Origin of the sequence: Photorhabdus sp. S10-54, assembly GCF_963878145.1 — a bacterium.
Taxonomy (GTDB): domain Bacteria; phylum Pseudomonadota; class Gammaproteobacteria; order Enterobacterales; family Enterobacteriaceae; genus Photorhabdus; species Photorhabdus kayaii.
Window position 1 is genome coordinate 1 of sequence record NZ_CAWNXG010000057.1, and the last position, 24,744, is coordinate 24,744.

Genomic DNA, 24,744 nt, shown 5'->3' on the forward strand with positions numbered 1-24,744 from the left:
ATAGAAACGCTCAAAGCGTATGTGCTCAGCCAGAATACCCCGGAGTAGCCAGCCCTAAAGCCCTTCGGGCTTTTCGCCTTATATCCCCGCCCGCACTGGGCTAGGGTTTACGGCGGGTCTTGCTAAACGTTTTCTGAATGAGGCTAATGTAAGTCAGCCTCGTAGATTAGACTTCTGCGTTTACAGCAACTAAAAACTGTGGAATCAAGTACCAAAAAATTAATTATCCAACGATAATTAAATAATCTGCCCGGATACAAATGCTATGTCTTCTATCTTTTCACTGAGCCGTTCAGCCAACGCTAAAGCGAATCCCGTGCCATAGCGTTTTTCATCTGCTGTCACATTTATTAAAATACCTTCTCCTTTCAAATCATTTATCAACTCAACCCTAATCGGTAAGCTGGTATGGTCACGCACATCTTCATCAGTATTCACCAACCCTTGCTCTAATAACTCATTCCGAGAATGAAAATGAACGTAGCTAAATGTAGCCTCGAAGGGTGGCCCTCCTAACATGGTTTGTATTTCTGAATATGGAAAACGTCTAAAGGGCAATATTTCTTTTTCAGCATCGAAAGCCTGTCTTGCCAGCATCTGCCAGTTATTAGCAAAGTCAAGATTCAACTTTATCGGAATATGATTAAGGAACAGTCCAAGAGTCAAATCCGCGCCTTCCCTCTCAGGCCTACCGTTAACAGACATCCCTGCGACAAAGCCAATATCTTGTAACTGATGAGCTGTTGTCAGATAGAAACCAGCAAAAAACATACTTTTTAACGGAATGCCCCAATCTGATACATTTTTTAGCAATTGCTTCACTGTTCGTTCCGGCAAGACCAGTACTGATTTCCTATAATCAGTATCTTGATATCTATCCGTTTTTTCTTTAGCTAAATATTGACTAAAAAACTGTTTCGCCTTGTCGTTACTGAGCGCTTCACGCTCAAGTTTGACAAATTCTGACAATGGTGCTGGTTGCTCCAATAAAACAGACTCGCCAGCTAAATTGGCTTGATACAATCTCAAAAGCTCAAGGATAAAAACAGACTCACTCCAACCATCAAGGATCGCATGATGAAAGGCATAAGCTAACCGAAATTGTCCTTCATTCAATGCCGCCGCATGTACCCTCATTAAAGGAGCCTCTTCAGGATCAAATGGTTGGCTTAACTCAACCATTACTTTTTCGTGACGTGCAGCCAACTGTTCATCATCAAGATTTGTGTAGTTTTCCACTATAAGTGGCAATGATGGTAGTGATTCAACCAATTGCATCACTTCACTAAAAGAGGCCAAATCAAATCTTGTTCTGAGAACCGGGTGCCTTTTGGCTATTGCCTGAAGCGTGTTGTGAAGTATTTTTTCATCCAGTGGCAAGTTGACATCCCGAGCAATAACATCAAGGTAGATTGCTTTACCACTGTATAATCCCTCAAACAGCATCCCTAGCTGCAATCTCGTCGCCGGATAAGCAGTTTCGATATTAACAGGCAACCTTTGCTTATCCGTTTCATTTATCAGTTGGTTCTCATTCTGCTGACTGAGAGCTTCTTCTGTTTGTGCCAAACCGCGGCAAATCCCACACAATGTCGGATTGCGAAATAACGTACCCAGCTCAATCATCAAGCCCTGTTTCTCGGCCTCTGCAATCACCTGGATCGCCAGAATCGAATCACCCCCTAGAGAGAAAAAATCGGCTTCAGGCACTGCGTCGAACGGGCCCAATACTTGTTGCCAAATCTTTGCGAGCAGTGCTTCATCTTCCGTCAGTCCATTACCTGTTTGTTCTGAGAGCACCAAATCTTTACACATCCCCCTAAGTGTCGAGGTACGAAATAAGGTAGAGAGTGTCAGATTGAGTCCTCGTTTTTCGGCTTCCGCGATAACCTTAATAGCCAATAACGAATCGCCTCCCAACGCAAAAAAATCAACATCAGGCACAACGTCAAATGGCCCTAAAATTTGTTGCCAGATCTCTGCCACCAGCGCTTCTGTCATAGAGAGTTCACCAGATACCACCTCTTCTAATCTCTCAGCCTCTTTCCAACCCATCAAAAATCGACGATCCACTTTACCACTGCTTGTTAAAGGTAGCTGTTCATGCTGAATAAACTGACTAGGCCACATATAGCTGGGTAACAACGCTTGAACCCGAGTGATGATAGCTTGCTCAACATCAGTGCTTTTATAAGTTGTATGATCAGTGTGAATTGTATAATGGGCGACCAGTTGTTCAACATGGCGATCACTGTCAATGTTCAGCACAACACAAACAGCGCTCACATCCTGGCAACTTTTTATTGCATGCTCTACTTCTGTCAGCTCAACTCGATGACCCCGCACTTTGACCTGATCATCAAGCCTGCCTACAAACTCAATCAGTCCATCATTCGACAATACCCCTTCATCACCAGTAGCAAACATTCTGGCTCCTGGTTGGGTGGAGAAAGGATCAGGTAAAAAACGCAGGCTGGTTAACCCAGGTTGATATAAATATCCCCGTGCGACAGACTGTCCCCCAATATAAATCTCACCACGCTCACCTGGCCTGACCGGTCTCAACATTTCATCCAATAAGTACATTTCCGCATCGACGATAGGTTTACCTAAGGGAGATTTTATCGCACCAATACTTAACGATGACATAGAGTAACTACTTACCAAGGTTGTTCCTTCAGTCGGGCCATATACGTTATTAAATAAAAAGTACTTGTCTGGTTTCTGCTTTCTGGACAAATATTTAAACGCATGAGTGACTGACATTGCATCGCCACCAACAAGCAATTGAGGTACGCTATCCAGAGCCTCTTCGCGATAATCTACTAATACGTGAAATAAGGCAGGTGTCAGTAGCAATATCGTAATACCATGTTCAACAAGGCATTTCGGCAGCTCATCAATGGCTTGATATGAAGGAGAAGCCAATACCAATGTCGCCCCATTAGTCAATGCTCCCCATATTTCAAAGGCAGAAGCATCAAAAGCCGCAGGTGCTAACTGCAATATTTTTTCATTAGGTCCGAAATGAACGTACTGCTGTTTCTGGCTAACGAGGTTGGCAACGCCATGATGAGTCACTCCCACTCCTTTGGGGCGTCCTGTACTTCCCGAGGTATAGATAACGTAAGCTAGCTGTTGACTGGTAACTTGTGGCAGGATTTTTGGCACTACAGATTGGATTTCATCGATATAAACAGTGGCAACATTTTCAATGACCGTTGAATCTTTCATCATGGTTCGAGTCAACACCAACCTTGCCCGCGAGTCCGTTATCATATAACGAAGTCGCTCAGTCGGATAATCGGGTGGTAGTGCTAAATAAGCAGCACCAACTTTAAGCGCAGCCAACATCGCTATGATCATGTCAGAAGAGCGCTCAATATAGATTCCAACCACATCTTCAGCCCCGATACCTGACTCCACTAGTCGATAGGCAAGTTGGGTAGCACGGTCTTGCACATTTTGGTATGTCATTTCTACATGATGTGCACTAATGGCGATCTTATGAGGAGCATTCTCAACCATCGCATCAAATTGTTCATGCAACACTATGAGTTCTTTCATTATTTATTCCTATGAATAATGTGCAGCAGTCAATTTGACTGGCAAGCGATGGTAACCAGATAGAAAAGTCGAATAGATAGGACTGGGTTCTCCATTCAAAGAGATCTCATCAACGAGCTCCACAAGCGCCTCCAGCAGTGCAGTAATTTCTATTCTAGCAAGGGCGGCACCAAGGCAAAAATGAGCCCCATATGAAAAAGAAATATGTCGATTATCACTCCGATTCAGATCAAGCTGATTGGGTTTAGTAAAAACAGTTTCATCGAAGTTAGCAGACCGATTCCAAACAATGACAACATCACCAGCCCTAATCTGCTGACCGCCTAATTCAACACCTACCGTTGCGGTCCGACCACCATGTAAAGCCGGCGTGGTCCATCGCAACAACTCCTCTACTGCCTTACTAATTTCTGCTTCACCTCGTCGCAATTGAGCCCAGCATTCTGGATATTCGGCAAATGCTTTTATGATCCCTATCAATGCCAACCGAGTTGTCTCATCGCCACCCAGTAACACGCTATAGCAATTGAAGACTAATTCTTCTTCTGTTAATACCAGGGAGTCTTGAGTCATTGCTATCAAGTTACTGACAAGATCATCTTCCAATGGCTCGATTTTGCGAGTCTGAATACATTTATAGAAATACATCAACACTTCATTTCTGGCGAGGCGGGTATCTACTTTATCAACTGACAAAGAGTTCGAAGCCAGTGCTGCACTTGCATTGACAAATAGTTTTGCTCGATCCGATTCTGGAATTTTTAAAATGTCACATATGGCTGCTAACGGAATATGTGGTGCTACATCAGTGGCAAAGTCACATTGCCCGGATGCTACCGCATTATGTACAAGCTCATGCATCGCATTTTTGATTATTTTCTGTACCGACATCAGGTTTTTAGGGCTGAAAGACTTTAACAACTCTTTACGGATTTGACGGTGTCTGTCTCCATCAGACACTGCAAGCATGCGACCACCCGCTGTGTCTCCATCATGTAACAGTGTAGCCATGACATTTCCACGAACAGAGGTAAAGGTTTGGCTATCACGGTAAACCCGTATAGTTAACTCATGGGTGCTGACAACCCAAAATCCTGATTGACCATTGACCGCAGGATGCCAAGCGACAGGTGACTCATTACGTAATTGCCGCCAGATATTATCTATATCAGGACGTAAATGAGTCAGGGGGTCCGTGAGATTTATGTTATCCGGCACTTTAGCTACATTTGAAATAAGACTCATATCGCCCCCAATTCATGCGCATCAAGAATTTGAACTTCTTCACTGTCCATAAATCGAACATGAAAACGCAAGCACTGCCCCATACGCTGATAAATATCCAGAAATGCCTTATGGTTATCCACTTTGCCCAACACCATGTTAATTTCATTGGTTTGTGAGCCTCCCGGCAAAGTAGTTCCTGCCCACACATATGGGCGATATGACGATACACCATCAAGAGAGAGAAGCTCATCTTCCCCATTAATTCGGAGAATTTCACATGGACGTGTTGGCGCAATATGGCAGATATTGAAATAGACGTGCTCAGGATTGAACACAGGGAGATCAATCATTTTTCCCAGCGCTAATCGTGCAGCCATTTCAAGCAGACTAATATTGAGGCTGATTTTGGCCATCTCGTTGATACCCCCGCCCACTCGACCATTCACTTCAATGATCCTAGGTCCCTGCTCGGTCAACTTCAGCTCGGTATGGGTGATCCCCCGATTAACCCCTAACACTTTGATGGCACTTGACGTTAATGCATAAATTTGGTTTTGTTCTCTATCACTTAAGACTGATGGCCAGATATGACCATATTCACGAAAAGGGGGACTAAGTGGCATCTTGCCGGTCACATTTATATGCTTAATCTCTCCGTTAACCACCAAGCTTTCAACCGAGACATAGTCGCCAAAAGGCAACGATGGCCGCCCCCGGAGGAACTCCTCCAATACCAGTGAACGACCACCATCAAATCCAATCTGTTTATTTGAAAGCAGTTTTTCTACAAGTCTCTTTCCTGTTTGCGTATCTTCAATAAAATAAGTATCGATGCTGCCACCACCATAGGCTGGTTTTAACACTGCGGGAAGACAAACCTGTTCAACAGCTTGCTCCCAATCTGACACAGTGTTAATGAGGTAGAATCTTATCGACTCAATGCCAGCCTCTTGTAAAGCCACTCGTTGCTTATTTTTGTCAGTAAGTCGATATGCCGTTTCGAGATCGTGAAAAGGCAAATTCAAGTGTTTTGCCAGCGTAGCTGTAAGACGTAAGGCACGCTCACTAAATGTCACAATCCCCGCAGGATTAAGGAGAGCGAGTTCTGATACCGCCCTTTCAATATCAGAACCATCAACTACGTGACCAAATCGTGAGAAGTAGGATATACGCTCTCTTGTGTGTTCGTTTGAATTGATAACAACTACAAGTGGTGCAACCCCATTCAATTCAGTGACAATATCTTTGGGAAGGGCTGCGCCTTCATCATAAATCACTATCAGGGGTTGATTATCAAAGGATTGTGGGTCATTACGCAGAGAAACCGGGCGCATATCGGTCCAAACTTCTTCAATCCATTTTTTACATGCTTCTTGCGTCCCACTAAAACCGGTCGCTCGCCATCCGGTAGCGACAGGCCATTCAGAATGAACACAGGCATATTGCTCTTCATCATTTATTACAACCAAATATTCATCCGTCAAACCTTCAAAACTGGATGAATACTTCATTTGTGTTTGGGTATTTTCATCACTCATTAGTGCAGACTTCCTTTTTTAAGCAAGCTTGATGGATACACAAATAAATGTCGTAAAGCTGATCTCGATAATAGAAGTGATCTCCAGGGAACATGACTAATTGGAAAGAATCATGTGTCAGCGATTGCCACTCTTGTAAATGATATGGGCTCACCCACGGGTCACGATCACCGCCGATGGCTAAAATAGGGCAATGTACCTTGCCACTGGCTTGTTTGTGCTCAGCCACCAACAAATAATCAGCACGCAATACAGGCAACATGAGATCAATCACATCCTCATGAAGCAGTTTCTTATCTTCATTTCCTATATTGGTTTTTAGCTCTTCAATCCAGGCTTCCCGGCTCATGCGGAGTATCTCTTCTGGCACCATGCCATTCAAATGTGGTGGACGTGCTGCTGATAAAACCAAATATTCAACGGTTCGGTTAGCTTGTTCTAAAAGTAATGCCAATTCATGACATAACAATGCTCCCATACTATGACCAATAAGAAGAAGAGGATCCTGTGTATACAGCAATACATCTTTTGCCGCTGTAGCCGCCAAATCTCTTATACATACAGGGAGTGGTTCAATACTTCGAGAACCTCGTCCCGGATACTGAAGCACCAGAACTCGATAACTACCAGCCAACAGTTGCTGAACCCAGTCGGTCATAGAATAAGCACTGCCGCCGCCAAAAGGCGCAATCACAACAGTCACTGTCGTTTGCTCCTGATCGCAGTAATTCCATAATCCTGGCGTCAGTTGAACACGTTTCATTCCAGCGTCTCTCCGGAAACTTTCAATTTGGGATCACTCCAATATGTAGCTATCCAATCCAGGCATTCTTGTTCTGATCCCGAAAAACCCACATTTTGCCACCCTACCGGTAATGTCCGCCCTTCTGGCCAAATGGAGTACTTACCTTCTTTGTTACATACCACTCTGTAATTCATGATGTTTCGCTCCGCCGTTTGATAGTCACCACTTGATCCGCCAGAGCAAGCAGGTCAATATTTTGCGAGGCTACAATCCAGATCCCCGACCACTTTTTAGGCAGTGCTAACCATATGGCTCGGGCTGTATCAGTATCCAGAGATGAATCGCAATCATCGACGACATAAACTTCAGCTGAATGGCATAACATACGGGCTAATGTCAAACGTTGGCGCTGGCCTCCTGATAACTGTTTGACACCACCAGAACCCAGCACAGTATCAAGCCCTTCAGGAAGATCAGATGAACCTGGTTTCAGATATACTGCCGCTAACGCCCGCTCCATGATTTCATCACTGACAGAGACGTTACCCAGCGCCAAGTTATCTCGAACAGTACCGCCAACAAAGCCAGCACCTTGACGGGCATAAGTAACTTTAGGGCTTTGCCACCAATCGGCGTCTCCACAAACTTCTTTGTTATTCCAAAGCACACTTCCTGATAAGTGTCGTTCCAGCGCTAGCAGGCCGCGAAGCATACGACTTTTACCAGAACCGACTTCTCCATTAACGACAATGAGTTGATTGGGTGTGGCTGTAAACGAAATAGGTTGTGTATCGCTATTGCAACAAAGCCCCCTCACCGTCAGTGATTTCAGCATGTCATCAGCAATAAGGACTTCTCTAGCAGGCTTCTCTGTCTGTAACAGTGGCTGAATTCGCTCGTAGCAGACATCGGCATTTTTATAGTTAGCCAATGCGCGACCGAAAAAGAAGATCTGCTCACTGACCCAACCGATATAAGTCAAAAACAGAGCCAATTTACCAATAGTGAAATCACCACTGACAATTCGGGTACTGACAACAATCAAGACAATAGATGTACCTAGCATCACGATGTTACGAAATAACCCCGACAGCAGATCAGTGAACATTTGGTGCTTTGCCTGCACCGTCCGACGACGTTCAAAACTTGCCGAAAGTCGTTCAATATGCAGATCCAACTTTCCACCAAGGCGAAGGTCACGGATTCCTGCCAGTATATCGGTGATACGACCCGCAATTTGGCCTTGATATTGACGTTTCTCTTCCTGTAATGCTCCGACCTTATGCTTGATAACTACGCCCAACCACAAACCACCAACCATCGGCAAAAGCGCCAATGTTGTCACAATGTCGGTACTTAGCAACACGACAAGTGCTATCAACAATAGTACCGCCCGGTAGAAGAAATCCGCTGTCCAACCGAGAAAGGAGGCTACTTCATCGCTGTCATTACGAATACGGTTGAGCATATCCCCTTGAGAAAGACGCAGGTCCGCACCAGAGTGACTGCAATTTATTCCCTCCAGAATGCGTTGTTTAAGATATGCGCTGACCTTAAAAATAAGTGTAAAATCAATCTGTAAGCCAAAAATCAGTATCACTGAGCGTAGTACCATCGTGCCTACCGCCAATGCCAATAGCCACCAAACCGCTGAGCCTATAGGATCGATAACAGCACTATCAAGAAGCCGGCTGATGGCAAAACCAACGACCAAAGGTAAGCCATGGATCATTGTCCATATAACCATGCTGGTGAAGTAAAGAAAGGAAAATCTGTGCACTAAACTCAGTAAAGCAGGCAACATTTTTGATGGGAAAAAGAGGGTTAACCCCGTCATGATATAAGTTCCCTATTTTTTGTTAACGTTTTGATCTCTGCGCCATGAAGGAGTTCTTCGACACGGCCTTCATTCATGATAATGACTTGGTCAGCAGTGGATAATGTATGCAGGCGATGGGCAACGATGATAACGGTACGATTAGCGCTAATTTTTTCCAGTAATCTCATCCAACTCTGCTCAGCACGAGGATCTAGTAGAGAAGTACCTTCATCGATAATGATTAATTGTGCGTCTTGAAGCATGGTTCTTACCCCGGCAATCATTTGAACTTCCCCTCCCGACAATAAACGCCCCCCGACACCCACCAAAGTATCCAGCCCCTCTGGTAATGTCTTCGCCCATTTATGGATCTCTAACTCTTCGAGCGCGTGCCAAATTGCATCATCTGAAATGCTGTTATCGAACAGGGTTAAATTTTCACGTAGCGTTGCTGAAAATAAATGCGCCTCTTGGCTTAACACCGCCACACGACTGGCAAATTCATCAGGATGAATGGAAGTGACCTCAACACCAGCAAGGGTAACCCGTCCGCTATCAGGCTGAGCCAACCCACACATGAGATTTAGTAATGTGCTTTTACCTGCCCCCGTGCGCCCCACAATGCCTACTTTGCTTCCAGCGCCCACACTGAAGCTAACGTTATGTAAGACTTGTTTACCCTGATCTTCATAACGAAAGTCAACCTGATCAAATTGAACTGACAAGGGGCCTTCTGGTAGCTGATTCTCTACACTGTCGTGATTGACTTTCTCCTCATCTCGTAACATCTTGACTATCAGTGATAAGGTCGCAATCAATCGTTGTACCTGATCTACTTCCGAAGACATGTCTTCCATTGGTTCTCTGAGTCGGTCAACATAAAGATAAATCATGGTTAACGTACCAATACTGATACTGTTATGACCGAGTAATTGCAGCCCAAATCCAAAACCCAGACCAAAACTCAAGGCAAAAAATAGCTGGGTAATCGGCCAAAATATGCGTCCGCTGACATAGGCTTTACGTTCTATTTTTAATAAGCCAGAAAGCATCTTCTGTAGTTGCAAAGCAGGCCAACGGCTCCTTCCCAATGAATGCAAATCATCTTGTGCGGCAAGAGTATCGCCGATAAAACCAAATATGTGCGCTCTCTCTTCACGGGCTTTTTTCCATCGCACTACTGCGAGGTTAGTAAGTTTCACCAGAACATAAGCCACAACGAGAACCAACACGGTAATTGCGATACCTATTTCTGGGATAATAGAAAACAAAATCACCAAAGTGCCTAATGCTAATGCGATATTTCCTATAATCCGGAATCCGGATTCCGCAATAGTTTTTCCAATGATGTCCGCATTCCCCTCTATCTTTTCAAGGAGCTTACCCTGAGCTTCACTTTCAATTTGCAGGATAGACCGATTGTGCACAACATGATGAAATAGCTGACGCCTAAGTGCATCGGCAATACCCCAACCTGCACTGGTACTGCAATAACTGGTAACCAGACCAGCGATAACACCGCCAAAAGAGATGATTGCGTATCCCAAAGCCAAGAGGACAAGCTCATAAACGAAAGTACCTGCGGTAGCTTTATCGATGTAATGACGGATCACAAATGGCCCCACTAAATCGCAAACAAGTGTGACAACTAATGCCAGGAAAGTACCAATAATGGCTTTTTTCATTGTCCGGGCGCTCTGCCAAAGCAACTTAAAACCTGTTAATGGGTTAGGAGAGTTCATACCTTGCATATTCGTTTGTATTTTCATATTAATTTTTATGAGTTATCCGTTCATTAAATTCAGATAGGACCGTTTTCATTTGCTCTTTTGGCATGACATCACCTGCAAATTGAGCACGAATTTCCATCTGCCCATCATTCACACTGATGTTAAAACAAAGCAAATAATCCATCGGTGTTACCCGAGGCTTCCAGTAACCCGTTCCCTCTGTGGTAATATCAATAAAGATCGGATTAACTTTCTCCTCATCAGGCGTATTCAGAAATAAAAGCTCTCCTTCAAAATCCAGTCTTAATTGTGGTCTAGGAATTGCCTTTAATTTTTCGGTAATTTGAGGATTAACAGAAAGATAGCGAAGTGCTTCAAAGCCGAACCCTCGAGCAGGTACCTCACGTAACAGCCGCGCCACGTCAGTTGCATGTTCATTAAAACTGCGTTCCATCGAAAAGGGCAACAGGAACGGAAAACCACATGTAAACCAGCCGATAGTGCGTCCTAAATCAACCTCGTCGAATAGGTCTTCTCGACCATGTCCTCCCAACTCAACAAGGATATTGTTAGCACTGGAAGGAAAATGGCTTTCTAAAGACCGAGCAAGCAGAGTCAGTAATCGGGCAAGTACGGGAAGTTGGCTGTGCTCAGATGGTTTTAAAAACTGCTGAGTCTGTACTTCATCAAATACTGTTGTTTGCTCAACCATATTCGCCTCAATGCCAATAGCATCCGTACTTATTAACTGCTGTGCTTGTTCATAAGGTTGTGAAAGCCAGTAATGAACACCAAACAACTCTGGATCATCCTGCACCAATCGGTGTAAACGTCTGGCCCAAGCGAGATACGAAGTTGTCGGAATATCTAATTCATGGGCTTTAGCTCCTCCAAGCAACGCCGCTAAATCCTCTGTAAGTAAATCCCAGGAATAAGGATCGACTACCAAGTGATGAACTATAATCAACAACTTATCCGGCAAATTATGAGCAGTCCGATAAAGTTGTATGCGGCAAATTGGCCCATTTAGCAGATCTAACGACTCATGACCTATATTCGCTAACTCAGTAATTTTCTGCGATAAGCTATTTGGGGCTATCTGCTGCAATTCAAATTGTTCGATTGCGATACGGGCTTGCGGGTTAATTCCTTGCCACCTCCCCAATGCAGTAACTATAAAGCTGACTCCCAAAATAGGGAATCGGGCTAATAGCGCTGATGCCGCCAGTTCAACAGTCTCCAATGACAAAGTGCGACTAAGTGTAAACAACACACCATGATTACAATGATTTTCATTTGGATTATCACGCTCAAAAAAGGCATGCTGAGCTGGTGTCAAAGGGGCCAGATCACTTAATTCATTCGGTGCATGTCTGACTTTGGTTAGTGCGCTCTTCCACTTGGCTAATAACGCATTAATTGCAGCTTCATTATGACGGAAGGGGGTGTATTCAAGGGTAATAGTCAGTTTCCCATCAACGATGGCCGCATTGATTTCCCATTCCAGTGGACGATGTCCCGTTGCTGCCCGCCGCATTCCAATATCTTCTTCTACACTGAAAAAGCCATCATTCTGCTGCTTCGTATTGAAGCGCCCTAAGTAGTTGAATCCAATGTTTGGATTCTTCTCCATAACATAAGTTTGTTGTAAATGGGTCTTGATATAGGGACTAGCTTCAATCATTGCAGTCGCAACTTCGACTACCGTAACCACAGCGTTGACTGGTAGCACAAAGGGACCTATTGTTGTAAACCAACCCACAGTTCGCATTACGTCAATAGACTCGTTTTCCTCTTGCCTGCCATAACCTTCTAACTCAATCAAGAGTTGACCGTTACCCTGCTCAACAGCAATTGTATTTGCAAGTCCCGTCAAGAGAACGGCAGGGACTCCTCCATTAGGCACTAATGCCGAAATTTCCCGAATATATTGTGTTTCTGACTCAGATAACTTGACTTCAGCAACCGAACGTTTGCCATAAAGGTTACTTACATTACTATTCACCTGTACCATATCAATTGGTGCGGTTAACTGGATCGGAAGAAGTATTTGGGGAGATGTTGCTGCTTGTTGCTGAGCCCAATAGAGATATTGCGTGCTTTTTCTCGGTAACCTCGGCATTTCTTTTTGAATAATAGCCTGATACGCAGTTTCAAGATCTTCCAGCAAGATTTGCCAGGAAACTTGATCCACAATTAAGTGATGTAATGTCAGCAAAACTCGAAAATCATCCAACATCACAATTCGTAGTAACGGTCCTTCCTCGATTGATAACGATGCATGAGCCTTATTGGCGATGGTTTCTTCCGAACAATCTGATTCAGCAAACCAAAGTAAGTTGTCATGAGGCGAGCGCAAAGCTTGATAATGCTTCCCTTTCTTTTTGGGGAAACAAACACACAATTGTTCATGGTGCTCAACTAGCGACTGTATCGCCAGGGATAATGCATCTGCATTTAACTGCTCCCTTGTACTGATAACATGTGACTGATTCCAATGGTGCTGTTCAGAAAACCGCTGCTCGAAAAACCATTGTTGGATTGGTGTCAATGGTGCTTTTTCTATACGCGGAATTGAATTTGCTGCCATTTCGTCTTTGGCACTCGCCAGTTTTGTAAGTGAAGCGATAGTTGGATGTTCAAGCAAATGACGAGGGCGTAAGTTGATCCCCAAAGAGCCTGCCTCATGTATCAGCCGGATACCAATAATGGAATCCCCACCCAAAGCGAAAAAATCATCCATAATGCCCACTTTAGCTAGTTTGAGGTATTTACACCATAAATCACAAAGCTGTTGCTCCAACTTGGTGCGAGGTGCAATATAAGAAGCAGATTCAGATTGTTGTTGTGCCAGTGCCTTTAATTGGTTACGATCGACTTTACCATTGGCATTACATAACAGCGCATCAAGAAAATAAAACCTGCTCGGCACCATATAATCCGGCAATTGCTCAGCCAAAAATTTACTCAACGATTTGGCATCCACAACGGCATCACTCGGCTGCGTCACGAAAGCGCTTAATTGCTCAAAGCCACCCATATCAACAAGTTCAACTGCACACATCGCTACATCTGGATAGCTTGCCAGTACTGCTTCAATTTCTCCAAGCTCGACGCGTCGGCCGCGAATCTTCACTTGGTTGTCGGACCTGCCAAAGCACTCCAATATGCCATCCTCTCGCCAACGACCACGGTCGCCCGTCCGATACATACGAGCACCTAGGACAGGCAGAAATGGGTCAGGCAGAAAAGCTGCCGCCGTGAAGCGATTACTGCCGATATATCCCCGCCCGACATTCGGTCCACCAATGAAAATTTCACCACCGATCATTGGAGGAACAAGTTGAAAATCTTTATCTAATACATAAATTGTCACGTTTGGCAAAGGTGTACCCACTGGACAATATAGCCCATCAAACTGTTCTTCGACCCTTCCTTGAGTCACATCATCGGTGCACTCAGCGGGACCATAAGCATTTAGCAGTGTCACCGTTGGTATACACTGATGCCAACGACGTGCCAGCTCCGTGCTTAACACTTCTCCGGTTGAGATCATCCCACGTAGCTGTCGCTGAACCAGCGTCTTCAGTGAAATTGATTTTTCAAGGATATCCAGGATGACTGCGATGAGAGAAGGAACCAGTTCAATATATTCAAATTTCTGCTCAATAATGTATTGAATTAACTCTTGAGGATCTTTTACAACATCATCAGAGACAATAGAAACCGTCGCACCTGCGGTCAATCCGGTAAACATTTGCCAAACTGAGATATCAAACGAAATGGGTGCTGTTTGCGGTAATACCACTCCTGGTTTCAATTCACAGTTTTGGACCCGAAATGCCAGTAAATTAAGGAAGGAACGATGTTCAATTCCTACACCTTTGGGAAAGCCTGTCGAACCTGAAGTAAAGATTACATAAGCTAATTCGCTTGGTGATGGCTCAGTTACCTGCTGATTAAGTAACTTTATCTCATCATCCACTAAAGCCGGGCTTTGAAAACTAAGTTCACTGAATGAGAGCCAAACTATCTGCGGCATATCCACAACATGATCTGCAATCAATGCTTTCGCATGTTTTAGCATATTCTGTTGCCGGGCTTTCGGTAAAGTTGGATCAATGGGTAAGTAAGCACCACCAGAGAAGAAAATACCAGTAGCAACAGCAATAAACCGAGCACTGCGTGGTGCTGAGAGCGCCACAATATCATCGGCACTAATGCCTGCATTTTTTAACTTCAATGCTACCGATGACGCCAACCGAAATAGTTCCCGATAGGTAAGCGACTCTGTTTCATCACGGAGAGCTATCGCATGGGGAGTACTTTCCGCTTGCTCCAATACTCGCCGATAAAACGATTTTCCTGAACCATAATCAGGTTGCGAATTGAATCTGTCTAGCAATTTTGTTTGCATCGCCTCATCAACGATAGCCATATTATTCAGACAGATGTCGAGATCGAAAAGTCCCTTGTTTAACAGTGTAGCGATACCTGTCGCCAAATGATGAAGCGTCTGAGCCTCAGCAACAATTCCACTAACACTAACTACACCATCAATAAGCTCGATAGCTATCCCAGTTTCCGTCTGAGCGCAATTAACGACAATAGGCATGAAATGCTCCAAGAACGGCATCAACAGCGCCTTGTCTATCGATCCATGATTAATAGCCTCAACAGCAGCCATGCGAACATTGCTTAACCATTCACGAAAAGTCACAGCAGGAGGTACAGTCAATAAGACAGGCAAACGCTTGCCTTGTTCTGTGTTAATATGCAATACAACAGAGGATACGCCCCCAATACGGCGCAACACGATACTAGTCACTGCCGCCAAAATTGCCCATGTCAGCAATTCAGAGTTGCCCGCTACTTGTTTCAGCCGGTCAGTAACGGTGGAGGAAAGCAGACATTGCGCACTTACTAGAGATCCCTCATGGTGAGGAAAAATATCTGCGGTTGCGGCAGCGGCCTTAGTTAAATCACCAACCCGCATCAGCCAGTATTCACGATCAATCAGCTTCATAGTTGTCATTTTTTATCCACATCTAGAACTGAAAATCTGGAATATCGCTAAGAACATCGTCTTGACCATCAAACAAAACGCAAAGAGTGGTTTCTTCGCCTAATGTCATCAGCCGTGTCAGTGCATCTATATAAATATTCAACCAGCGAGAAACCGTGTCTTGTGAGAAAAGGGAAGCGGAATATTCCAATCGCGCTTGAAGTTCATCACCATATTCAATACAGGTAAGATTGAGCGGATATTTTGCTCCATTAGGATCGACATCCAACAATTCAACAGCGGCTCCATTTCCCCCTAATACCCTAATAGGATCAACATCATTCTGAAAATCAAACATTGTGAGATGATAGGGGGTATTTGCCATCAGTTTCTGGATTCGATCAGCAGGAAATGCACTGTGTGAAATCGCGCTGAGCGATGCCTGCCTAACCGCATTCAGCACTATGTGAAATGGCTGGTGTGGATCAAGCTGTGCACGCACAATCACTGTATTAACATAACAACCAATGGTGTTTTCATCTTTCAGTTGTCGGTTAGCCACCGGCATAGCAACACAAATATCACGCTGCGCACTTATCTGCCATTGTAATGCTACCCAGGTTGTCAACATTAGCATTTGCACCGTTACGCGAGAATTCATCGCTATCAACCTCAACCTCTCGGTAACATCCTTCGATATCATCACAGGTAAATTAGCTCCCCGGAGGTCAGATGCTGTCCCTCCCTCACCATCACAAGGCAAAAGCAGAATTGGGATGTTTGCCAAATATTCGTACCAGAAAGCCTCCAATTTTCGACCCTGTTCACTTTCAAGTAAGGTATATTGCTCCATAGCATAATTTAAATAATCGTTCACAGGCGGGGATATCTTGCCACCACTAAGAGCTGCTAATACCAATCGCCATGACCAGCCATCAAAAAACAGGTGATGAAAATTCAGCAATAGTGCTTGACGTACTCCATCGCTAAAATTCACTTGCAACAGTTCGAATCGTGTGGGAGGAATACCATAAGGTGAGAGCGGCGCTTCAACCATCTGCCGGAGACGCTGAGTCAAAACGGGCATGCCCGTTGCAATAGTGTATTTTGTTAAATCGACTTCACTATGAACCAGTTTGACCGGCATCGGAGGATGGATTACCGGGTTAACGCCTTGTTCGTTGTATTCCAGACTACAACGCAGCATCAGCTGCTGTGAGACAAGCTCAGTTAGCGTTTTTTCCAGCCAAGCAACATCCGCCTCCGCATTGATAAGCAAAACAGCGGGAACATTATAAGCGCCAGATTCATCAGCAATTTCCGTTGCCGCCCAAATTGCTAATTGCTGACCAGAAAGTACATGCTCATTGTTCCTCGTTTCCATCTCCGGTGTTGTAGATACGGAGGATAATTGAACATTGTCTTTCACCAATTGATAAAACTCGTTCAGATCCAGGCAATCCAACAAATCCATCAATTTCAGATCCGTACCTAATGCCGCGTTCAGTCGAACCACAAGTTGCTCACCATTAAGTGAATTGCCTCCGGCCGCAAAAAAATCATCGTCAAGTGTTAATTTCGGTTCTTTCAGCACTTCTCTGACTTGAGTCAACAGTATCTCTTCAACATTTTCTCCTGAATTTGATATCGAAGTGTGCGGTACAACGTCAGAAACCATAGCAGGGTTCTCAATAGTCTCTGGCCAGCAATAGGTGACCACAAAAGGAGCAAATGGCAGTTCAATACGACAATTGATCTTGCGTTCACACCCTTGCTGCCAATCCAAATTAGCGCCATTGACAAACCAATCTCCAAGCAATGTCAACAAAGATCTTTCACTATCATATGACTGATAACCCAACGTGTTAATGGCTGTTGCAAGCTCACCACAACGACTGAATCTCACCAAGCATAGTTCAACCTGTTCTTGCAACAAGGTTTGCAAACGCTGGTGATCAAATGTTGAATCAGTGACTAGTTCATCAGCAAGACGCAATGCATCAACAAATTCAAGACCACCATCGACGACCTGTGCAGCCAATTTCCCCACACCGTAGGCCAGTAACAAGTCAATTGTCACCCCAAACGCTGTCAATACCGCGTGATGTCCCAACAACCAAATAATCCAACGCTGCCGAAGCGTCCAAGTTTTCCTTGAACATAAGTTCTCTGCTTGTTTTATTACACGATGAAAAGCCGGAAATGTTTCTCCTCGTTTCATCAATAGTTGAATATCTATTGGAGAGCATTCATCAAAAATAAGACCAACAGATAACGAAGATGATGGTGAAGATAGTGAGATTGAACCGTGGTTCGTGAGTTGCTGCACTAAATGCGAAACAGATGAAGCCACGCAGCTCCAACGATATGGGAAATGCTCCCGTCCCAACATTAATATATCGGCAATCTCGTCAATTGATGCTTCGGTTGAGGATAACGCATTAGTTATAGCACTTAGGTAAGTGCTGAGATCTTGTGTCGTCTGTGCCGATATCAGCACCAACCTCTCATTTATTTCGTATTTTTTGTGCCTTAAAGTTGAGGGAGCCTCTTCAACGACTAAATGCACATTAGTACCACTTAGCCCAAACCCACTGATTCCCGCGCAGTAAGGACGCTGACCTTGACGTGGCCACGGCTCACAAGAGGAAGAGACACGTATCGGCAGCTCTTCTGTAGATCTACACAATGGATTCAACTGTTGGAAGTGAGCCGTAGGGAAAATCTGACCAGTGCGGAATTGAGCTATAATACGAACAAGCCCCGCCAACCCAGCCATACCACTTAAATGTCCAAAATTACTTTTTACAGAAGAGATAACACAAGGCTCCTGCTGCACTCCATAGGCGGCAAATGTATCGACTAAACCTTGCACTTCTATCGGATCACCAATTTTAGTCCCCGTACCATGAGCTTCTATGTAACCAATATCAGTAGCTGTGACCCCTGCTTGATGCCATGCTGCCGTAATCACCTCGGTTTGTGCGATGCTGCTAGGTGCAGTGATACCATTGCTACGGCCACCGTCATGATTAATCGCACTCCCTCGTATGACAGCATGGATAACATCATTATCTTGATGTGCACGACTCAACCGTTTAAGCAGGACAAAACCGCCTCCTTCCCCAAATCCAGCACCATCAGCCATTGCATCGAAAGGACGGCATCGATCTGTCGTTGACTCAACCCCTAACCCACTTGAGTTCTCACTACGCTGAGGCAAGGTGCCTAAAACAAGTTCACAGCCTCCTACCAGAGCAAAATCAGCCTCCCCTGTCAGAATTTTGTTCCGTGCTTCGTGAAGTGCGACCAAAAATGATGAACATCCCGTATCTATGGCATAAACTGGGCCACGCAGATCAAGCAGATACGCAATGCGACCTGCTGAAAAAGCATGCAAGCTACCGATAAAAGCGAACGGATTGGCTTTTCCCTGTACTGACAACGACTGAAAAAGATCTGGATGTGGCCCGCCATGCGCAGCAACAAGTACTGCTGTACGCGCATCTGATAACTCTTTCAGAGTGTATCCCGCATTGACAATCGCTTCTGTAGCCAGTTGGAGCCCTATGCGTTGTCTGGGATCGATATATTCAGCTTCACTTAGTGCAATACCAAAATAACGATGATCGAACCCTGTAATTTCATCAAGCCATCCCCCCTCTTTTTCATTACCTGTAAGAACCTGCCCCGTATTGACCACCCGACTTTCAGGTATTGGGCGAATGCAATCCCGACCATCAGCCAGAATATCAATCAATTCACGCCAATTTGAACATTGTGGTAACCGAAAAGAGACGCCAATTATGGCGACCGCATCATCTGAATATAGTGTCGTCACAGCTGTACCACCTTAGTTTTATTGGGAGCTGTGCTCTCGCCACCGAGCACTTTGGCTAAGGACTCAATGGATGGATATTTAAATAGTTGGGCAACAGTGAGATTTGGAAAATGACGACGTAATCGCCCAAAAACCACTAACGACTTGAATGAGTCACCTCCCGATTCCAGGAATTTAGCCTGCATATCAATATCATCACGCTTAAGCACTTCACGCCAAATATCTAAGATAAGCTTTTCTATGTCATTACGAGGAACGGTAACATCAGAAGAAATCGATTCAACAGTATTAACAGAAGCCTGCAAACGCTCTATATCAAGCTTTCCATTAGCATTAACAAGGATTTCATCAATGTTGTAGATTCTGGATGGAATATGACTGGCCGGTAATCGGGTAGCTAAGTTTGAAAGTAGTTCATTTTCTCTCACAGTACCCACAACATAAGCAACCAGTTCATCAATCTGGTGAAACTCAGATTTTACACTTGTAACAACAACCTGCTTAATCCCAAGTTCAGCAAGCAAGGCATTCTCAATCTCTTTAGGTTGGATTCGATATCCACGGATTTTGAGCTGGCGATCTACGCGCCCGATAAATAAATAGTTGCCTTGCTCGTTTTGTTTAACCAAATCACCACTGGCATAAAACCTACGTCCAAAGATATCAACAAAGTGAGTTTCTGTCAGATCTTGATCCCCATGATAGCCTCTGGCCAACGCACGCCCCCCTATATATAGTTGCCCCACTTCCCCGAAGGAAACTGGTCGCCTGGCGTCATCCAGTACAGCTATTTCAACGCCATTTAAGGGCTTACCGATTGGAATTGAGTCATTGCCCAGGAGTGTTCCATTCAGCTGATGCATTAATACACCAATAGTCGTTTCCGAAGGGCCATAGTGATTAAATATTCTCAGATTGGGGTTCGCTGCAAATAAAGTTTTAGCAAGTGCCGAAGTTAGTTCTTCCCCACCAATAATAAGTACTTTTTCAGGTAGTAATTCCGCAAGGTTACCTTCTCTGGATAACATCTCTAATTGCGAAGGCGTGCATTTCAACATCTCAATTGAAAATTTACTTATATGCTTAGCAAGCGCGATTGAGTCCAGCATCATTTCTCGATTGATAAGCTCAAGGGTACGACCTGTTAGCAGAGCAACGAAAATAGACGTATTACCAAGATCCGAAGCAAAAGTTGTTGTACTCGCCAAACTGGAGGGTATTGGTGATACGCGCTCAACAAATGCCGAGACGTAATTCATGATACTGCTGTGTTCAATTGCGACAAGTTTGGGAATTCCTGTTGAGCCGGAAGTTGATACCAAATAAGCCAAATCACCGGCTTTGCGACCTGATACCGGAATGTATTCCTGTGACTCTAATATTTGTCTATCAAGATTAATGTAAGAATGGTGCTCAATACGTCGGCAGTTCAAATCATTAGTTAATACTTTAACCCCGCCTGCACGCTCTATTAATTCATTAATTCTACTGTCGGGTTCACTGACCTCTAACTGAATATATGCAGCGCCAACTGCCCAGATAGCCAATGCAGCTACAAGACTTGTAGTAGATCTTTCCATAAAAATTGCCACAACATCACCATTTACCACTCCTTGTGAAATGAGTAATTGAGCAATGGCACCAGCCTTCCCTGCCAATTCTTTATAAGTAAGCGCAATGTTGTCATGGCGTACAGCATATAATGAATTTGAAGTGGCTACTGAATTGGCAAAAAGATCTGCACAAGTTCTTGATTCTGTCAAAGTGTTCCATGTTTGCATCTCATGTCCTCATTTGGCAGGGAAAAATTGCAATGCATTGGTGAAGCCATGATCACATAGACTTTGCGTGATCCACTAAACGGTTCCCTACCGTGGGCAACAGCAAGGTTGTCAACAACCGCCACATCACCGTTCTTCCAATCCGGGTACACTGTCTCCGCATCAATAGCGGCTCGAATTTCAATTAATGTGGATTCGCTGATAAGAGTACCGTCGCCATATTTCGCCATTCGTGGAAATATCCCCGCACCGAGTGCAGCTTCCAAAGCAAACTGAACTTCTTCAGGCAAACTGGAAGGATGGAACAGATTCGCTTGATTAAACCAGCTTTCTTCCCCAGTGTAAGGATGAGTCACAACACCTTGTACAACCTGCCGTGTGATTAACTGCTCTTCATCTAGCCACTCAAAGTCAACACCTTCAGATCTGAGTTTCTCTTCAACTATTCTCCTTTCCTCAGTCTGAAATACTTGCTGCCAAGTTAAGTCAAACCCAGTGTTATAACGTCGTTCATATAAAACACCTTTACTTTTAAATTCTTCACGGGTTTTATTCGAGAGGCGTTGGAGTACTTTTCGATAGTCTGCCAATGTTGTCTGACCACCAGAATCAGCAGCTTTTTTTGACCACAACCATAAATATTTTGGCCAAGTACGCCGGTAAGACATTTCATTATGCAAAGGTATTCGTTGATCAGCAGGGTACTCTGTAGAAGTGAACACCCGATCATTGACTTTAGTACGTGGTGTTGATGGTTCTTCATAATCCAATATTTCAGGAGTTGCACTTAATACTGCTTCTCTGAATGCAATAACATCTTCAATGTTGAATCCACGAAAAAGTAAGGCACCATTATCATTAAGCTTTTTTTTACACTCGTTCCAGTTATTACTAAGCCAGGAATACAGTGTGATCCCACTATTTGGAGAGTAAATCGTATAAGGTAGCATATCATATTAATCCTATTTAAAATGGATTAGCTAAACTGCCTACATCATTCATTTTCCAAAGTTATTGATTGAGTAAATTACCAAAACTAAAAAGAGCAGCAGGAATTCGAAATATCTGGCACTATTTCAATACCATTAAAATATATTTAAAACGTATATCCAAGTAACTTGGATATATAAGTCTTAGAATTTGTAAACGGTTAGTAATCCCAAACGCTAGTGAAATTACATTTAATAAATTGATCTATTGCTGTTATGAACATCTTATTACATAAACCAGAAAGACTCAATACTCCAACAGAATTTAGATGGATAAAATTGCCGTTTGTCTCAGACGCTTTATCCTGAACTTTTTTTATAAGAGTAAGTATATTCAGTTAAATAGTTAATAATCTGTATGGTTTGATAGGTTGAAAAACTATTACTGACATTATTATCAGACTTATTTTTCATATTTTAGGTAATCTTTGATATACCTAACGATAGTCGTTTTATAAATTTGTAATACTTGAAAACCATGAATATAAATAACTTTTCAAAATAGTAGATCACTTGGAGGGAACTCAGTCCAATTTTTGCGATCTGATCAATTGCAAAAAATCCCAAAACCACAAAACGGACTGAGTTATGCCTATCATAGCACTGATACCCCGCAATGAACGACGCCAGATGAAAAAAATTATCCAGCGCACCCGAGATAAAAATTATGCTCGCAGACTCATGGCCATATTGATGCTACATCGAGGCGAGTCTGTCTCACAGGTCGCCAGAACCCTTTGTGCCGGTCGTTCTTCCGTCAATCGCTGGATAAATTGGTTTACTTTATATGGTCTGGAAGGTTTGAAAAGCCTGCCTGCGGGCAGACCCACTGTCTGGAATTTAATCCCATTTTATCCTTTGATATCTTTTTTATTGCAACATTCTCCCCAACAATTGGGTTGCTTGCGTTCTCGTTGGAGTCTTGAACTTTTTATAATTAAAATCAATGAATTATTAAATATAAAATTATCCATCAGCACCTTCTATCGTTACTTACATAAAACAGGTATCGTTTGGCGAAGGGCAGCGCCGACGCTTAAATTACCCGATCCCGAATACCCTGAAAAAATGGCGAAAATTACCGAGGCGTTGTCAACGTGCTCGGAAAAACATCCCGTTTTTTATGAAGACGAAGTCGATATCGAGCTAAATCCCAAAATCGGTTCTGACGGGTATTTAAAAGGACAGCAGAAACGTATCGTGACACCAGGAAAAAACTAAAAACATTACCTTGCGGGCTGCCTGAATGTTCAAACAGGGAAAATCACTTATGTTGGCGGATTAAATAAAGATTCTCGATTATTTATCAATGTATTGAAAGAACTTGATCGCCAATATTGCCATGCTGAAACCCTCACGTTAATTTTGGATAATTATAGTATTCACAAAAGCCGGATGGTCAGTGATTGACTGACCTGTCATCCTAAATTTAACCTATTGTTTTTACCTGTTTATTCCCCCTGGCTGAATAAAATTGAGCGCCTGTGGCAATCCCTGCATGAAACGGTGACACGAAATCATTGCTGCCAGTATATGTGGCAGTTGCTCGAAAAAGTGAAAACATTTTTGAATTCATTCTCCTACAGGACTAACAGAGAATAAAAAGAGAGGGTGTATCATAATTATGAAAAGTTATTTATTCCAACCTTCAGAAAAAAGTAAAACCACTTTAACATAGTTACACATACAGCTATTAAGAGTTATATCGCACATGTATTGGAACTTTTTCTTTTCCTGCGAAATAAGGGTCTTTAAGTTGTATCATGATACAATTCACCGTTAAATAACATAAATTATTTTTAACAACCGTAAATATATTGATTGGATTTACTACGAACTTCTTTTAAGAAGCAAAATAAATTTATAAAAATTTTAAAAAACAACTAGAGCGCAGAGTCAAAAGGTATCGTTAAAAACTTATTGCGGTTAACAAAAAACACGACCCGAACGAATTATTTTGGCAGAGTGATGTCGGTTTCACCTAAAGAATATCACATAAAAAAATGATTTATATCTACATCTTAGAATATACGATAACTGAGGTTGTCACCTTGTTGAGTAGCAACAAATCGATTAATCCCTTACCGGAAAACTTTATTGTCCCTGCACATTAAATTTAAAAAATCAAATTCTAGGAAAGGAAAAACAAGAAAATCTGATTATCAGTTTAATACAGATTAAAATACGGAGAAAATAACAGATAAAGGTTAAAAACATAGGCGCTTCATTAATACCAGATTTTAAAAAGAGACAACGTGACTAAAAACGGTTTTATTTTCTGGCACGTTTAATGCGTTTATCAGCAATGCTAATCGTCTGTCTATTTTACATTCATCTAACCGATCTGACTATTTAAAAACACTAATATAAAAAGATGGCAGATTCGACTAATAAGTGCAATTTTTCAGAAGGGCGGTCAGTTGCTATAGTAGGCATCTTTCTCGCCAAAGGAAAATGCACTATGGCCTATACACAACTGACCGAAACAGAAAGATACCAGAT

11 protein-coding genes and 1 pseudogene are annotated in these 24,744 nt (G+C 43.3%); 1 reads left to right on the forward strand and 11 read right to left on the reverse strand.

The features are described 5' to 3' along the window. Positions 1-237: 237 nt before the first annotated feature. Genes AACQ83_RS21145 through AACQ83_RS21195 form a run of 11 tightly spaced genes read right to left on the reverse strand, consistent with a single transcriptional unit; the run spans position 238 to position 22,203 of the window. The gene (locus tag AACQ83_RS21145) at positions 238-3,567 is read right to left on the reverse strand and encodes an amino acid adenylation domain-containing protein (protein WP_112879505.1); all 3,330 of its coding nucleotides are present in this window, start codon (positions 3,565-3,567) and stop codon (positions 238-240) included. A gap of 9 nt (positions 3,568-3,576) precedes the next feature. Continuing rightward, positions 3,577-4,812 carry a cytochrome P450 gene (locus AACQ83_RS21150; protein WP_112879504.1) on the reverse strand — a complete coding sequence of 412 codons (1,236 nt, stop codon included), beginning with the start codon at positions 4,810-4,812 and terminating at the stop codon, positions 3,577-3,579. Then, the gene (locus tag AACQ83_RS21155; RefSeq protein ID WP_112879503.1) at positions 4,809-6,332 is read right to left on the reverse strand and encodes an MbtH family NRPS accessory protein; all 1,524 of its coding nucleotides are present in this window, start codon (positions 6,330-6,332) and stop codon (positions 4,809-4,811) included. Before AACQ83_RS21155 ends, AACQ83_RS21150 begins: the two co-directional genes overlap by 4 nt. Further along, entirely contained in the window at positions 6,325-7,095 is a 771-nt protein-coding gene (locus AACQ83_RS21160; RefSeq protein ID WP_112879502.1) for a thioesterase II family protein, read from the reverse strand. The genes AACQ83_RS21155 and AACQ83_RS21160 overlap by 8 nt, the downstream gene beginning before the upstream one ends. Further along, complete coding sequence (locus AACQ83_RS21165; protein ID WP_112879501.1) at positions 7,092-7,271, reverse strand: MbtH family NRPS accessory protein; 180 nt, start codon at positions 7,269-7,271, stop codon at positions 7,092-7,094. Before AACQ83_RS21165 ends, AACQ83_RS21160 begins: the two co-directional genes overlap by 4 nt. After that, a complete protein-coding gene (locus AACQ83_RS21170; RefSeq protein WP_112879500.1) occupies positions 7,268-8,914 on the reverse strand; it encodes an ATP-binding cassette domain-containing protein in 1,647 nt (548 codons plus the stop codon). Before AACQ83_RS21170 ends, AACQ83_RS21165 begins: the two co-directional genes overlap by 4 nt. After that, positions 8,911-10,665: an ABC transporter ATP-binding protein gene (locus tag AACQ83_RS21175; RefSeq protein ID WP_112879499.1), complete on the reverse strand. Its 1,755-nt coding sequence runs from the start codon at positions 10,663-10,665 to the stop codon at positions 8,911-8,913. Before AACQ83_RS21175 ends, AACQ83_RS21170 begins: the two co-directional genes overlap by 4 nt. A gap of 1 nt (position 10,666) precedes the next feature. Further along, positions 10,667-15,661: a non-ribosomal peptide synthetase gene (locus AACQ83_RS21180; RefSeq protein WP_112879498.1), complete on the reverse strand. Its 4,995-nt coding sequence runs from the start codon at positions 15,659-15,661 to the stop codon at positions 10,667-10,669. A 13-nt stretch (positions 15,662-15,674) separates the two neighbouring features. After that, a complete protein-coding gene (locus AACQ83_RS21185) occupies positions 15,675-19,472 on the reverse strand; it encodes a beta-ketoacyl synthase N-terminal-like domain-containing protein (protein ID WP_112879497.1) in 3,798 nt (1,265 codons plus the stop codon). Continuing rightward, positions 19,469-21,253: a non-ribosomal peptide synthetase gene (locus AACQ83_RS21190; RefSeq protein ID WP_112879496.1), complete on the reverse strand. Its 1,785-nt coding sequence runs from the start codon at positions 21,251-21,253 to the stop codon at positions 19,469-19,471. Before AACQ83_RS21190 ends, AACQ83_RS21185 begins: the two co-directional genes overlap by 4 nt. Further along, the gene (locus tag AACQ83_RS21195; RefSeq protein ID WP_112879495.1) at positions 21,232-22,203 is read right to left on the reverse strand and encodes a TauD/TfdA family dioxygenase; all 972 of its coding nucleotides are present in this window, start codon (positions 22,201-22,203) and stop codon (positions 21,232-21,234) included. The genes AACQ83_RS21190 and AACQ83_RS21195 overlap by 22 nt, the downstream gene beginning before the upstream one ends. A 627-nt stretch (positions 22,204-22,830) precedes the next feature. Here AACQ83_RS21195 and AACQ83_RS21200 point away from each other — a divergent pair. Beyond that, positions 22,831-23,844: pseudogene (locus AACQ83_RS21200) on the forward strand (IS630 family transposase). Positions 23,845-24,744: the final 900 nt, after the last annotated feature.